At 71.2% G+C, this 13,963-nt stretch carries 15 protein-coding genes; all 15 read right to left on the minus strand.

Annotated features, from left to right (window positions below):
* Window positions 1-23: 23 nt before the first annotated feature.
* Window positions 24-1,133, minus strand: a complete 1,110-nt coding sequence (locus tag INQ48_33800) for a M14 family metallopeptidase (GenBank protein QRF62505.1) — start codon at window positions 1,131-1,133, stop codon at window positions 24-26.
* Between the two features lie 25 nt (window positions 1,134-1,158).
* Complete coding sequence (locus INQ48_33805; protein ID QRF62506.1) at window positions 1,159-2,463, minus strand: MFS transporter; 1,305 nt, start codon at window positions 2,461-2,463, stop codon at window positions 1,159-1,161.
* A gap of 24 nt (window positions 2,464-2,487) precedes the next feature.
* Window positions 2,488-2,847 (minus strand): RidA family protein, encoded by a 360-nt coding sequence (locus INQ48_33810; GenBank protein QRF62507.1) that lies wholly within the window; start codon window positions 2,845-2,847, stop codon window positions 2,488-2,490.
* Window positions 2,844-4,019, minus strand: a complete 1,176-nt coding sequence (locus INQ48_33815; GenBank protein ID QRF62508.1) for an alpha-hydroxy-acid oxidizing protein — start codon at window positions 4,017-4,019, stop codon at window positions 2,844-2,846. The genes INQ48_33810 and INQ48_33815 overlap by 4 nt, the downstream gene beginning before the upstream one ends.
* A gap of 125 nt (window positions 4,020-4,144) precedes the next feature.
* On the minus strand, window positions 4,145-4,939 hold the full coding sequence (locus INQ48_33820) for an ABC transporter ATP-binding protein (GenBank protein QRF62509.1): 795 nt from the start codon (window positions 4,937-4,939) through the stop codon (window positions 4,145-4,147).
* Window positions 4,933-5,859 carry an ABC transporter permease gene (locus tag INQ48_33825; protein ID QRF62510.1) on the minus strand — a complete coding sequence of 309 codons (927 nt, stop codon included), beginning with the start codon at window positions 5,857-5,859 and terminating at the stop codon, window positions 4,933-4,935. The genes INQ48_33820 and INQ48_33825 overlap by 7 nt, the downstream gene beginning before the upstream one ends.
* An 18-nt stretch (window positions 5,860-5,877) precedes the next feature.
* The gene (locus tag INQ48_33830; GenBank protein ID QRF63066.1) at window positions 5,878-6,843 is read right to left on the minus strand and encodes an ABC transporter substrate-binding protein; all 966 of its coding nucleotides are present in this window, start codon (window positions 6,841-6,843) and stop codon (window positions 5,878-5,880) included.
* A gap of 38 nt (window positions 6,844-6,881) precedes the next feature.
* Entirely contained in the window at window positions 6,882-8,261 is a 1,380-nt protein-coding gene (locus INQ48_33835) for an FAD-binding protein (protein QRF62511.1), read from the minus strand.
* Complete coding sequence (locus INQ48_33840; GenBank protein ID QRF62512.1) at window positions 8,258-9,238, minus strand: fumarylacetoacetate hydrolase family protein; 981 nt, start codon at window positions 9,236-9,238, stop codon at window positions 8,258-8,260. The genes INQ48_33835 and INQ48_33840 overlap by 4 nt, the downstream gene beginning before the upstream one ends.
* A complete protein-coding gene (locus INQ48_33845) occupies window positions 9,235-10,413 on the minus strand; it encodes a homogentisate 1,2-dioxygenase (protein ID QRF62513.1) in 1,179 nt (392 codons plus the stop codon). Before INQ48_33845 ends, INQ48_33840 begins: the two co-directional genes overlap by 4 nt.
* Window positions 10,414-10,420: 7 nt before the next feature.
* Complete coding sequence (locus INQ48_33850; protein ID QRF62514.1) at window positions 10,421-10,744, minus strand: hypothetical protein; 324 nt, start codon at window positions 10,742-10,744, stop codon at window positions 10,421-10,423.
* A 4-nt stretch (window positions 10,745-10,748) separates the two neighbouring features.
* Window positions 10,749-11,813 carry a 4-hydroxyphenylpyruvate dioxygenase gene (gene hppD / locus INQ48_33855; GenBank protein QRF62515.1) on the minus strand — a complete coding sequence of 355 codons (1,065 nt, stop codon included), beginning with the start codon at window positions 11,811-11,813 and terminating at the stop codon, window positions 10,749-10,751.
* A gap of 15 nt (window positions 11,814-11,828) precedes the next feature.
* Window positions 11,829-12,833 (minus strand): Bug family tripartite tricarboxylate transporter substrate binding protein, encoded by a 1,005-nt coding sequence (locus tag INQ48_33860; protein ID QRF62516.1) that lies wholly within the window; start codon window positions 12,831-12,833, stop codon window positions 11,829-11,831.
* A gap of 187 nt (window positions 12,834-13,020) precedes the next feature.
* The gene (locus tag INQ48_33865; protein QRF62517.1) at window positions 13,021-13,554 is read right to left on the minus strand and encodes a winged helix-turn-helix transcriptional regulator; all 534 of its coding nucleotides are present in this window, start codon (window positions 13,552-13,554) and stop codon (window positions 13,021-13,023) included.
* Window positions 13,555-13,616: 62 nt separating this feature from the next.
* Window positions 13,617-13,955, minus strand: coding sequence for a hypothetical protein (locus INQ48_33870; protein ID QRF62518.1), 339 nt, complete (start codon window positions 13,953-13,955; stop codon window positions 13,617-13,619).
* Window positions 13,956-13,963: the final 8 nt, after the last annotated feature.

Consider the following 13,963-nt stretch of genomic DNA (forward strand, 5'->3'; position numbering starts at 1 on the left):
GCCCGACCCAGGCAACTGAGCACTCAGGCTTCGCGCAAGCCCTGCAGCGTCTGCAGCAGCACCACGCGCGTCTGCCCCAGCACCATGCCCTTCCACTCGTCGTTGTCGCAGTAGAAGGCATCGCGCAGCTGCTGGCGGATCTCTCGCCGCTGCGACTCGGGCGCTTCCGGGTGGCGGCGCAGCCAGGTGTCGGCGCTCAGCCGCGGCAGCATGTCGTCGATGGGAATGGTGCCGAACTCGAGGCCCATGGGGGCGATGCGCGCCCGTGGGCATTCGTCGTAGGCCGCCGACACCACCGGCCCCGACACATGCGCGGACACGGAGTCCTCGCCGAACAGCGCGAAGACGTCGGCACCCCACCAGGCGCGCGCGAGCGCGAGGTCCTCGGGCGCGTTGCGACCCGGGTAGACCTTCTCGCCGTGGCCATAGGGGCCGAGGCCCGTGTGCACGTCGATCCAGCCGATGTGGGTGGCCGAGGCCGCGTACTTGCGCAGGATCGACCGGATGGTCCTGTTGCTCCACGAAGGCGCGGTGCCGCCGTAGAACAGGCCGTCGGGCGAAACGTACTGGCCCTTGGTGACGGCGGCGCGGAAGGCGCGCATGCCGTGCTTGTCGATGTAGGCGGCCACGGCCGCCTCGTCGGCCGGCGTGGGCGGCCAGCTCGCGGGCAGCACCAATGGTTCGACATCGGTGTACTCGGCATTCACCGGCAGCGGCGCGCCGAAGTCGATGTGGTTGCGGTTGAGGTCGATGTTGTCCTCGTTCGTGCGGTGCAGGTGCGAGAAGCCGTGCGGATTGACGGCATGCACCAGCAGCAGCGCGACGCCGGCCTGCTCAAGCCGCGCGAGCAGGTCGTCGTCGTGCAGGGTCGCGACCTGCGTGCCCGAGCCGCAGAAGCCTTCGGGGCCGTGCGTGCCCGAGGTCACGAGCAGCAGCTTCTTCGCGTCGATGGCGCCGATCAGCGCGACGTCGGTCGCGAGTTCCTCGCCGAGCGCGCCGCGGTGCGCTTCATTGACGAAGGATTCGATCGACGCGCCCCGGGCGCGCGCGGCCTCGAGGAACTTGGCGCGGGCCTCGACATAGGTGGCCGAGAAATGCCGCGTGGCGGCGCTGCTGTGATTGAAGATGGTCATGGAAAGCTTCGAAGAGGCGAGCGTTTCAGGCGTGCGCACCGGCCGCGTCGATGTCGCGGCCCGTATGGTCGCGCAGCCAGATCAGCCCCAGCAAGGAGACGGCAGTCATCGCGACCAGGTACCAGGCCGGCGCGAGCTTGCTGCCGGTGGCGTTGAGCAGCCAGGTACTGATGAAGGGCGCGAAGCCGCCGAACAGCGCCACGCCCACGCTGTAGACCAGCGACATGCCGCTGGCGCGCACCGCCTTCGGAAACATCTCGGGCAGCATCGTGATGCTCGGCGCGGTCTGGCCCACGAGGCCCAGGCTCAGCACGCCGAGCACGATGAACAGCACGGCGGGCGTGGGCGAGGCGTTGAGCCAGAGGAAGCCCGGGTAGATCAGCAGCACGAGGAACACGCGGCTCCAGAGGATCAGCGGCTTGCGCCCCACGCGGTCCGACAGCGCACCGACCAGCGGCGACACCACGAACAGGATCAGGCCCGTGATCGCCGCGCCGAACAGCGCCACCGAAGGCACGAGCCCCAGTTCGCGCACCGCGTAGGTCGGCATGTAGAAGGTGATCACGTAGGCGGCGGTGGTGCCGCCCACCATGGTGAGGATGGCCGCGAGCACCGTGCTGCCATGCTGCGTGCAGACGATCTTGAGGCTGCTCTCGCGCGGCTTCGCGCTCGCATCGGGCGCGATCTCGAGCGACTCGTGAAGATGGCGGCGGATGTACATGCCCACCGGCGCGATCAGCATGCCGATGAAGAAAGGCACGCGCCAGCCCCAGCTTTCCATGGACTGCGGCGACAGCGTGAAGGTCAGCGTGCCCACCACCACCGCGCCGAGCATCACGCCCAGGCCCTGGCTCGCGAACTGCCAACTCGCCATGTAGCCGCGGTTCTGCGGCGTGGCATGTTCCACCAGCAGCGTGGTGGAAGCACCGACCTCGCCGCCGGCCGAGAAGCCCTGGATCAGCCGCGCCAGCACGATCAGCACCGGCGCCGCGACGCCGATGCTCGCGTAGGTGGGCGTGAAGGCGATCACCGCGCAGCCGAGTGCCATCAGGAAGATGGTGAGCGTCATCGCCTTCTTGCGGCCCGCGCGGTCGGCATAGGCGCCGATCACGATGCCGCCGAGCGGCCGCATGATGAAGCCGACGCCGAAGGTCGCGACCGTGAGCAGCAGCTGGCCGTAGCCGCTGAAGGTGGGAAAGAACAGCTTGCCGATCACCAGTGCGAGGAAACCGTAGACGGTGAAGTCGAAGATCTCGAGGCCGTTGCCGATGGTGGTGGCGACGATGGTCTGGCGCCGGCTGACGGCGGTGTGCGCGGGGTTTGTGCTCATGGGCGTCGAGGGAGGGAAGGAAAGTCAGTCGGTGCCGGTGGCGGCGATCACGGCCACCTCGACCAGCAGCGCGGGCAGCGCGAGCCGCGCACCCACGGTCGCGCGCGCCGGTGCGCATCCGGGCGGCAGCCAGTCGGTCCACACGCGGTTCATCTCGGCGAAGTCGTCGGTGTCGGCGAGCCAGATGGTCGCGCTCAGCAGCCTCGACTTGCCCGAACCTGCCTGCGCCAAGAGCGCGTCGATGCGCCGCAGGATGCGCGCCATCTGTTCGCCCACGGTTGCCGCGGGCTGTACCAGGTCCACCTGGCCGGCGAGGTAGACGATGCCGCCATGCACCACGGCCTGGCTCATGCGTTCGTCGGTGTGCAGTCGTTCGATGTTCATGCCGTCTCCTTTTGCGGTGCCGCGGACGCGGCCCCGCGCACCATGTGGGCGCCGATCGACGCCACGCTGCCGGCGCCCATCAGGCACTGGCAGACCTCGAATTCCTCCTTGAGCAGGGACAGCGCCCTGGCAACGGCCGGCTCGCCGCCCGAGGCGACCGCGTAGAGCGTGGGCCGCCCGATCTGCACGGCCGTGGCGCCGAGCGCGAGCGCGCGCGCGATGTCGCTGCCGGTGCGCACGCCGCTGTCGAGCAGCAGCGGCAGGCGGCTGCCGGTCTCGCTCGCGAATTCCGGCAGGATCTCGATCGGCGCGACGGCACCGTCGAGCTGCCGCCCGCCGTGGTTGCTGATCACGATGGCATCGACGCCGAGCTGCTGCGCGCGGCGACCCTGCGCGGGATCGAGCAGGCCCTTGACGATCAGCTTGCCGGGCCAGCGCTCGCGCACCCAGGCGATGTCGTCCCAGCCCAGCGAGGGATCGAGCTGGGCCTGCATGGTCTGCGCGATGGTGTGGGTGGCCTGCAGGCCGAGCTCGCCGGCCATCAGCTCGAGCCGTGGCGCGCCGGCGCGCAGCGAGCGCCAGGCCCAGCCGGGCCGCGCGAGCACGCTCGCGAGCTTGCGCGGGGTCCAGCGCAGCGGCAGGCTGAAACCGTTGCGCTCGTCGCGCAGCCGCCGGCCCGCGACCGGGTTGTCCACGGTCACCTCGAGTGCCGCGAAGTCGAGGTCGCGTGCCCGGTCGATCAGGCGCGCGCTCATCGCGCGGTCGCGGAACACGTAGAGCTGGAACCAGGCGTTGCCCTGCGCCGCCTCGGCCACGGCTTCCATGGTCGCGGTGGCGGCCGTGCTCATCACGAACGGAATGCCGAAGGCGCGGGCGGCCCGCGCCAGGCAGCGGTCGGCGCCGGGCCAGGCCGCGCCCGCCAGCCCGGTGGGTCCGATGATCAGCGGCAGGGTCCAGGAGCGACCGAACAGCTGCATCGCGGTGCTGCGCTGCGACACGTCGACCGGCGCGGAGCCGAGCAGCCGGACGCGGTCGAAGGCGCTGCGGTTGCCGCGCACGCTCGACTCGGAGCCCGCGCCGCCATCGATGTAGTCGAACACCATGCGCGGCAGCGCGCGCCGGGCCAGTTCGCGGAAGTCGTCGATGCAGTGCGCTTGCAGGTAGTGGGTCATGGTCGAACGAAAATATTAAGCCGTCCAGCCGGCATATTTAATGGCGCTTTGGCCTTCGGCGAGTAGGCCGCGGCATGTTTCATGCGCCGTGCCGGCGGCGCGCGAAAGCCCGATGCGCGCAGGGCTCATCCGAGCAGCAGCGCATCGTCGGCCACCGTCTCGCCGCGCGTGCGCTCGAACAGTTGCAGCAGGTCGGGCACGTCCATGCCGGCGCGCTGCGGTCCGCTCACGTCGAGCACGACACGGCCCTCGTGCAGCATCAGCGTGCGCGAGCCATGGCTCAGGGCCTGCCGCATGCTGTGCGTGACCATCATCGCGGTGAGCTGCTGCTCCTCCACGATCCGCTGCGTGAGCGCGAGCACGAAGGCCGCGGTCTTCGGATCGAGCGCGGCCGTGTGCTCGTCGAGCAGCAGGATGCGCGAGGGCTTGAGCGAGGCCATCAGCAGGCTCACGGCCTGACGCTGGCCGCCCGACAGCAGTCCCATGCGGTCGTTCAGCCGCTGCTCGAGCCCCAGGTCGAGGCTGCGCAGCCGGTCGCGGAACAGCTCGCGCAGTTCGCCTCGCAGCGCCGCGCGCAGCCCGCGCCGCTCGCCGCGCCGCCAGGCCAGCGCGAGGTTCTCCTCGATGGTCAGCGCCTCGCAGGTGCCGGCCATCGGGTCCTGGAACACGCGCGCCACTAGCGCGCTGCGCTGCCAGGCGCTCAGGCGCGTGACCTCCACCTCGTCGATGAAGATGCGGCCGCTATCGACCAGCAGGTCGCCGCTGAGCGCATTGAGCAGGGTCGACTTGCCGGCGCCGTTCGAGCCGATGACGGTGACGAACTCGCCGCGCGGAATCGTCAGGTCGAGCCCGCGCAGCGCGCGGTTCTCCATCGGCGTGCCCGCGTGGAAGGTCACGCGCAGGTCCAGTGCCTTCAGCATGCGCCGGCCACCTTCTTCTTCGATGCGCCAAGGGCGCCGCGCCGCCGCGCCAGGAAGCGCTTCGAGGCCGGCATCACGAGCGCGAGCGTCACCAGCACGGCCGTGACGAGGTTGAGGTCCTGCGCCTTCAGGCCGATGAAGTCGCTGTTGAGCGCCAGCGCCACCAGCATGCGGTAGAGCACCGCGCCGACGACGCAGCCGAGCGTGGCCCAGGCGATGCTGCGCATGGGCAGCAGGGTCTCGCCGATGATCACGGCCGCCAGCCCGATCACGATGGTGCCGATGCCCATCGACACGTCGGCCCCGCCCTGCGATTGCGCGAACAGCGCGCCCGCCAGCGCCACGATGCCGTTGGACAGCGCCAGCGCGAACAGCGACAGCCGGTCGGTCGACACGCCCAGCGCGCGCGCCATTCGCGCGTTGCCGCCGGTGGCGCGCATGGCCAGGCCGGCCTCCGATCCGAAGTAGCGGTCGAGCGCGAACTTGACCGCCAAGGTGACGGCCAGCAGCACCAGCGCGGTGGTCCACGGCCCCGGCAGCGCCTCGAGCGGCGGCGTATTGAACACCGTCGACGCACCCAGCAAGGGCTCGTTGGGCTTGCCCATCACCCGCAGGTTGATCGAGTAGAGCGCGATCATCACGAGGATGCCCGCGAGCAGCTGCATGATCTTGAGCTTGACGTGCAGCCAGCCGGTCGTGAGACCCGCGAGCGCGCCCGCGGCGAAGGCCGCCGCCGTCGCGGCCAGCGGATGCCAGCCGCCCACCAGCAGGGTCGCGGCCACCGCGCCGCCGAGCGGGAAGCTGCCGTCGACGGTCAGGTCGGGAAAGTTCACGACCCGAAACGAGATGAAGACGCCGAGCGCGACCAGCGCGAAGATCAGGCCCACCTCGAGCGAGCCCTGGAAAGCGATGAGGGACATCGATGCTCCGGCCGGCGCTCAGTCGATCACGCGGGTCGCGGACTTGAGCAGCGCGTCGGACAGCGCCAGCCCCTGCCGCCGCGCCGCGGCCTGGTTCACGAGCAGCTCCAGCGTCGGGCTGACCTGCGATGCGATGCTGCCGGGTGCCTCGCCCTTGAGCACGCGCACCACCAGCTTGCCCGACTGGCGGCCGAGGTCGTGGTAGTTGGTGCCGATGCCGAGCGCCGCGCCACGCGCCGCGAGCGAGGGGTCGGCCGCGATCAGCGGCACCCGGCCCTGGTCCGCCACCTTGGCCAGGGCCTCGAAGGCCGAGGTCACGTTGTTGTCGGTCGGCGCGTAGATCGCATCGACCTTGCCGACCAGGCTCTGGGCCGCGCTCGCCACGTCCACGGTGCGCGGCGCGGCACCCTCGATCACGCTCAGGCCGGCCGGCTGCGCGAGCTTCTTGAGCTGCGCGATCGCGGCGACGGAGTTGGCCTCGCCGGGGTTGTAGACCACGCCGATGCGTTTGGCCGTCGGCAGCGCCTGGCGCAGCAGGGCCAGGTGCTTGTCCAGCAGCGGCAGGTCGGACACGCCCGTGACGTTGCCGCCCGTGGCCTCCCACGACTTGACCAGCTTCGCGGCGACCGGATCGGTCACGGCGCTGAACACGATCGGGATCTCGCGCGTCGCCGCGACCACGGTCTGCGCCGAGGGCGTGGACATCGCGACGATCACGTCGGGCCGGTCGCCGACGAACTTGCGCGCGATCTGGGCCGCGGTCGCGGTGTTGCCCTGCGCGCTCTGGTAGTCCAGCCGCAGGTTCTTGCCGACCACGTAGCCGGCCGCGGCGAGTTCCTCGACGATGCCCTGGCGTGCCGCATCGAGCGCGGGGTGGTCGACGATGGCCGTGACACTGACGCGCGCATCGGCGGCGTGCGCCGGCAGCGCGGCGAAAGGAGCGAGGACGAGCGCGAGCAGCGCCACCCGGAAGGGGCGTTTCATCATGGGGAGATCTCCAGGGGTTGAGGGGGTCGAAGAACTCAGAAGAACCCGGTGACCTTGCCGGGGTTCAGGATGCCGAGCGGATCGAGCGCGGCGCGCAGCGCCTGCATGACGCGAAAGCCACCGCCGGCCTCCTCGCGCAGGAACTCGACCTTGCCGTGGCCGATGCCGTGCTCGCCGGTGCAGGTGCCGCCGACCGCGAGCGCGCGCCGGATCATCCGCGCATAGGCGGCCTTCACGCGCGCGATCTCGGCGGCATCCGACGGGTCCACCATGAAGCACAGGTGGAAGTTGCCGTCGCCGACATGGCCGCAGATCGGCGCGATCAGCCCTTCGGCCCGCACGTCCTGCTGCGCGGCCTCGATCTGGTCGGCCAGCTCGGAGATCGGCACGCAGACGTCGGTGGGCAGGCCTTCGGCGCCGGGACGCAGGCCCTTGTTGGCCCACCAGATGTCGTGCCGCGCCTGCCACAGCCGGCTGCGGTCCTCGGGCCGGTGCGCCCACGCGAAGTCCTGGCCGCCGTGCGAGGCCGCGATCTCGCGCACCACCTTCACCTGGTGCGCGACCTCGGGCTCGCTGCCGTGGAATTCGAAGAACAGCGTGGGCGCGACCGCCATGCCGAGCCGCGAGTAGCGGTTCACGGCCTCCACCTGCAGCGCGTCGAGCAGTTCGACGCGGCCGAGCTGCACGCCGGCCTGCAGCGTCTCGATCACGGTGTCGACCGCGGCGCGCAAGGTGCCGAAGGCGCAGGTGGCGGCCGCCACGTGCTCGGGCAGCGCATGCAGGCGCACGGTCGCCGCCGTCACGATGCCGAGCGTGCCCTCGGCGCCGACGAACAGGCGCGTGAGGTCGTAGCCGGCCGCGGACTTGCGCGCGCGCGTGCCGGTGCGGATCAGTTCGCCGTCGGGCAGCACCACCTCGAGCGCCATCACGTTCTCGCGCATGGTGCCGTAGCGCATGGCGTTGGTGCCCGAGGCGCGCGTCGACACCATGCCGCCGATCGATGCGTCCGCGCCCGGATCGACCGGGAACTGCAGGCCGGTGCCGTGCAAGTGCGCGTTGAGGCTCTTGCGGGTCACGCCGGCCTCGACCGTCGCGTCCATGTCGGCCGTGCGAACGTCGCGGATGCGGTCGAGTCCGCGCGTGTCCAGGCTGATGCCGCCACGCAGCGCCGCGATGTGGCCCTCGCAGGAGGTGCCGGTGCCGAAGGCCACGAGCGGCACGCGCCGCACGGCGCAGGTGGCGACGATGCGCTGCACCTCGGCCACGTTCTGCGGGAACGCGACCGCGTCGGGCGGCATCACCGGATGGAAGGTGGTGTCGCGGCCGTGCTGGTCGCGCACGGCCGGCGCCGTGGACAGCCGCTCGCCGAGCCAGCCACGCAGGTCGTCGATGCAGGCCAGGGTCGCATCGCTCATGCGGCCACCGCCTTCTGCTCGATGCGGCCGAACAGCTCGCGGCCGTCGTCGGTGTGGAACGACAGGCCCACGGTGTCGCCCGGCACCAGGTACGGCGCCAGCGCATCGGGCCCCTGCCCCGCGAGCTGCTGCAGCGTGCGCTGCTCGACGATGCAGGCCACGCCGCGCGCCGCGTCGCGGTTGGAGACCGTGCCGGCGCCGACGATGCTGCCGGCGCCGAGTCCGCGCGTGCGGGTGGCATAGCGCAGGATGTCGACGAAGCTGAAGTCCTGGTCGTCGCCGGTGCGCAGCTCACCGCGCACCTGGCCGTTGACCTCGACGCGCAGCCGGCCGAAGGCGCGGCCCTCCCGCCAGTCGGCGCCCAGTTCGTCGGGCGTGACGGCGAAGGGGCCGAAGGCGCTCGCGGGCTTGCCGTGGAAGAAGCCGAAGCCCTTGGCCAGTTCGCCGGGGATCAGCGCGCGCAGCGAGACGTCGTTGACCAGCACCAGCAGCCGCACCTGGGCCAGCGCCTGCTCGGGCGTGGGCGCGGGGCCCAGGTCGCCGGTGATCACGGCGAGTTCGCCCTCGAGGTCGGTGCCCCAGGCCGGGTCGGCGGGGATGTCCTCGCACCAGGCGAGGTTGCGGTCCGACAGCCCCTGGTAGATGACGGGCTCGGTGCGCGCCGACGGCGGCATCTCGGCGCCGCGCGCGCGGCGCACGCGCTCCATGTGCGACAGGTAGCCGCTGGCATCGACCCACTGGTAGGCGCGCGGCAGCGGCGCCAGCAGCGCCGAGAGTTCGAGCGGCTGGCCCGCGGCGGGCTCTGCGTCGAGCCGGGCCGCGGCCGCGCGCAGCAGCGGCGCCGCTTGATCCCAGTCGTCGAGCGCGGCCTGCAAGGTGGGCGCGGCCTCGGGCACTGCGAGGCAGCGCCGCGCATCGGCCGACACCACCACAAGCTGGCCGTCGCGCCGGCCGTTGTTCAGCGTCGCGAGTCTCATGCGGTCACCTGTTCGGTCTTGTCTTCGGGCGCATCGAGGTAGCCGCGCCAGGAGTCGGCATGCTCCGCGCGCTCGAAGGCCGCCATGCCCGGGCCGATGTCGAGCGGATCGCGCGCATCGATGTTGATGGCGACCTCGTGCAGCTCGGTGCGCGGCGCCGACAGGCTGTTGCGGTAGGCCGCGGGATGCGGCCCGTGCGGGAAGCCGGCGGGATGGAAGGTCATCGCGCCCGGCCCCATGCCGTCGCGGCTGAAGAAGCGGCCCGCGTGCAGGAACAGCAGCTCGTCGTAGTCGTCGTTCGAATGGAAGAACGGCACCTTGAGCGCGCCCGGGTCGGTCTCGGCCGGCCGCGGGCAGAAGGTGCAGACGGCCACGCGCTGCGTCAGGAAGGTGGTGTGGGCCGAGGGCGGCAGATGGTAGCGCGCGCTGAGCACGGGCCGGATGTCGCGCCAGTTGAGGCGCACCGGCGCGAGCGTGCCCTTCCAGCCCAGCGCGTCGAGCGGGTCGTGCGGATAGGTCAGCGTGGACACGCGGTGCCGCGCCTGGATGCGCACGGCCCACTCGCGCGGCGCGGCGTGCTGCTGCGCGACGAAGGCCTCGTCGAGCTGCGGCACGTCGAGCACGCCGGCATCGAACAGCGCATGCTCGCCGAGCAGCCCGCGCTCGGGCAGGCGGAAGCTGTCGCCCGTGGCTTCGAGCAGCAGCAGGAAGGACGGCGCCGCGGGCTCGTAGCGCCAGGCGGTGCCGCGCGGCAGCAGCAGGTAGTCGCCGTCGCGCAGGCGCAGATGGCCATAGTCGCAGTAGAGATCGCCGCCGCCCTCGTGGACGAACAGCAGCTCGTCGCCGTCGGCGTTGCGCGCCAGGTGGCGCATGGGCGCCGAGGGCTTCCAGCAGCGCAGCCGCATGTGGGCATTGCCCGCGACCAGCGGCGCGTCGAGCGGGCAGTCGAGGCCCTGCGCGGCGGCCGGCAGCTGGTTGAGGTCGTAGGCGCGCGGGCGGTGCGGACCGTCCCAGCGCAGCCAGGCCGTGGGCGCATGGCGGTGGTACATGTGCGTGGCCTGGCCGCCGAAGCCCTCGCGGCCGATCTCGCGCTCGTAGGTGCCGGGCGGGATGTCCGCGTGGGCCTGGCGCGAGGCGATGCCGGCGCGCATGGGAAGGACGATGGGTTTGTTCATGGACGGTTCACGGGCACTTGCGCAGTTCGGCCTGCAGGAATTCGGGCGTGTGGGGCGGGGTCATCTGGACCAGCGGCGTGAGCTCGACGGTGGCGAACAGGCCCGCGCGGTTGTAGGGCTCGGCGTCGATGAAGCGCCGTGCCTCGGCGCGCGAGGCGACCGACAGCGCGACCACCATGCCGGTCGGCTCGCGCACATCGGCGTCGAGCAGCGCCGCGCCGAACACGGTGCGGGGCAGCCAGGCCAGCATGTGGCGGATGTGGTCGGCGCGCAGCGGCAGGCGGTCCTGCGCGCCGCCGGGGCGATAGAGGCAACGGACGAGCCAGGCCATGGTCTCAGTGCGCGTCCGCGCCGGCCTGCTCGCGCTTGATGGCCTCGAACAGCGCCTTGGCATTGCCCTCGCCGAACGAGGTGTCGCCCTTGCGCTGGATGGCCTCGAAGAAGATCGGCCCGATCATCTTGCGCGTGAAGATCTGCAGCAGGAAGCGCGCCCGCGCGTCGGGGTTCTCGCCGGTGGCGGCGCCGTCGAGCAGCATGCCCAGCGACTTCATGCGCGCCACGTCCTCGCCATGGCCCGGCAGCCGGGTGTCGAGCGCGTCGTAGTAGGCCGCGGGCGTGGGCAGGAACTCCACGCCGGCACCGCGCAGCCGCTCGACGCTGGTGTAGAGGTCGTCGCTGAACAGCGCGATGTGCTGGATGCCCTCGCCGTTGTACTCGTCGATGAACTCCTGGATCTGCGAGCTGCGGCCCATGGGCGACACCACGGTCACGCAGGCGGTGCTCGCGGGATCGCGCACCGCGATCGTGTCGAAGCCGTTGCTGGCGTCGCCGGCGACAAACTTGAACACCTCCTCGAAGCCGAAGATGTTCTTGTAGAAGTCCACCCACTGGGGCATGTTGCCCGGGTGCACGCAGTGCGTGACGTGGTCGACGCGCACGAAGGGGGCGAAGTCCGCGCCGGTGTCGGGCACGGCGGTCGGATCGAACTCGAACTGCGCGTGCAGCGCCGCGAGCGCCGCGTCGTCGACCAGGTAGAGCGCGCTGCCGCCGATGCCCTGCAGTGCGCAGTCCGGCAGCAGCGACGTCGCCGCCGCGTCGAGCGGCTGCGCGCCGCGCTCGCGGGCCAGCGTCATCGCACGCGCGCTGTCGGCCACGCGAAAGGCCATGCCGGCGCACGACGGTCCGTGGTGGGCAGCGAATCGCATCGCATGCCCATCCTGGCGCGTGCCGACGATGAACTCGACACCCGCCTGCCGCATCAGCAGCGCATGCCCCGCGCGGTGCCGCGCGACGGTGCGAAAGCCCATGCGCTCGAGCACGGCGGCCAGCGCCTGCGGGTCGGGACTTGCGAACTCCATGAACGCGGTGCCGAGCACCTCTGCACGTTCCTTCTGGGTCATTGAATTCTCCTGGCTTCAGCTGTCGATGGAAAAACCGGTGGACTGCACGATCGGCGCCCATTTGGCGAGATCGGCGCGCACCATGGCGTCGAGTTCGCGCGGCGTGACCGCGCTCGGCAGGAAGGCGCGCGCGGCATAGGCCTCCTGCAGCTCCTTCGTGGCCACGGCGTCGCGGATCTGCGCGGCCAGTGCGTTCGCGACGGCCGACGGGGTCTTGGCGGGCGCCCAGACGGCGAAGTACTCCTGAATGTCGAAGTCGCGAAAGCCGGCCTCGCGCATGGTGGGCGCCTCGGGCAGGTAGGGCGAGCGCGCGGAACCGGTGGTGGCCAGCACGCGGATGCGCCCTTCCTTCGCGAACGGCAGCGGCTCGCTCAGCACGTTGACCGAGGCCGCGATCTGGCCGCCCACCACGTCCTGGATGGCGGGCGCGCCGCCCTTGTAGGGCACGTGCGTGAGGTTCATGCCCGCGGCCTTGCCGATCACCACGCCCGCGAAGTGGGCCATCGTGCCTTCGCCCGGCGAGCCGAAGCTGGCCTTCGACGGATTGGCGTTGCACCACTGCGCGAACTGCTGCACGGTGCGCACCTCGGGCGGCACCGCGGGCCCCACGCTGAGGCCGAACTGGAAGGTGCACACGGTCGACACCGGCGCGAAGTCCTTGAGCGGGTCGTACGACAGCCGCTTGTAGACGTGCGGATAGATCACCATCACCGAGGCGGGCGCCAGCACCAGCGCGCTGCCGTCGGCCTCCGCCGCCTTCACGTGGTCCATCGCGAGGCGCCCGCCCGCGCCCACGCGGTTCTCGACGAGCACCACCGGCGCATAGCTGCCCTTGATGCGTTCGGCCAGCAGCCGCGCGATCGAATCGCCCGAGCCGCCCGCGGGAAAGCCCATCACGATGCGCGCCGTCTTCGACAGCGTGGGCGGGGTTTCGGCGGCGGCCGCCAGGGGGAAGACCGGGATCAGCGCACCCGCTGCGGCGCAGGCCGAACCGGCAAGGATGTCGCGACGTCGAATCATGGCTTGTCTCCTTTTTTATGGGGTGCGCCGAATTCTAGGCCTATTCATTTCATTATGAAACTGTTTCTTTTGGAAATTGATTTCTTGCTTCTGTCCGTGGGCTCGCCAGCAAGCGAACGCGCACATGCCTCCGCGCGGCGCGGATCGATCGCAAAGGGGGAAGGCGCGGCGCCGGCCGCGCGGGGATTCAGACGGCCGCGGCCGCCGGCAGTGCGTCGACCGGCGCGAGCTCGCGCCAGTCGCGCGTGTCGTCCAGCGTGGCGTTGGCGCGCGCCACCAGCATCTGCATCGCCGCCTGCACGGTCTTGAGCTCCTGGGGCGTGAGCGCGCTGGTCAGCTCCTGCTCGATGGCACGCGCCAGCGGCATCACGCGTTCGTACGCGTCGGCGCCGGTCTTGGTCAGGCGCAGCACGACCTTGCGGCGGTCCTTCGCATCGACGCGGCGCGAGACCAGCTTCTTGGTCACGAGCAGGTTCAGCGCGCGCGTGATGCTGACCTTGTCCATGGCCGTGCTCTCCGACAGCTCGGTCGCCGACATCGGCGAGAACGCGACCAGGTTGGCGAGCACGCGCCACTCGACCACGCCGATGCCGAGTTCCTCCGAGTACATGCGCGCCAGCATGCCGCTCACGCGGTTCGTGATGACCGAGCACTGGTAGGGCAGCCAGTCGTTCAGGCGCAGGATGCCGTCGGGTTGAACGCTGGCGGCATCGCGGGGCATGGGGGAGGCACTCTCTTTGGACGGCATGGCCGGGGACTTTAGCGCAGGCACGCCGCGCGGCCTCAGTCCGATGCCAAGACCCCGCGCGCCGCCTCGCGCCGCAGTTCGTGCAGGAAGCCTGCGCGCGGCTCGGGCAGGTAGCCCGTGAAGAGCGTGCGCCGCACCTCGGCGAACAGCCCGGCGCGCGCATAGGGCTCGCCGGCCAGGAAGTCGTCGGCCTGCGCGGGGTCGTCGGTGGCCAGCAGCAGGTACATGCCGACCAGCTCGCCGTCGGCCAGCAACGGGCCGCCGTGCAGCACGCGCGCCTGGTTCGCGATCATGTAGTCGAGGTGGACCGCGCGGATCGGCAGGCGGTCCCGCGCGCCGCCGGGGCGGTAGCGGCAATCAAGGGCGATGGGCATGGCGGGTG

It is taken from the genome of Variovorax paradoxus (assembly GCA_016806145.1).
In the GTDB taxonomy this organism is placed as follows: Bacteria; Pseudomonadota; Gammaproteobacteria; order Burkholderiales; family Burkholderiaceae_C; genus Variovorax.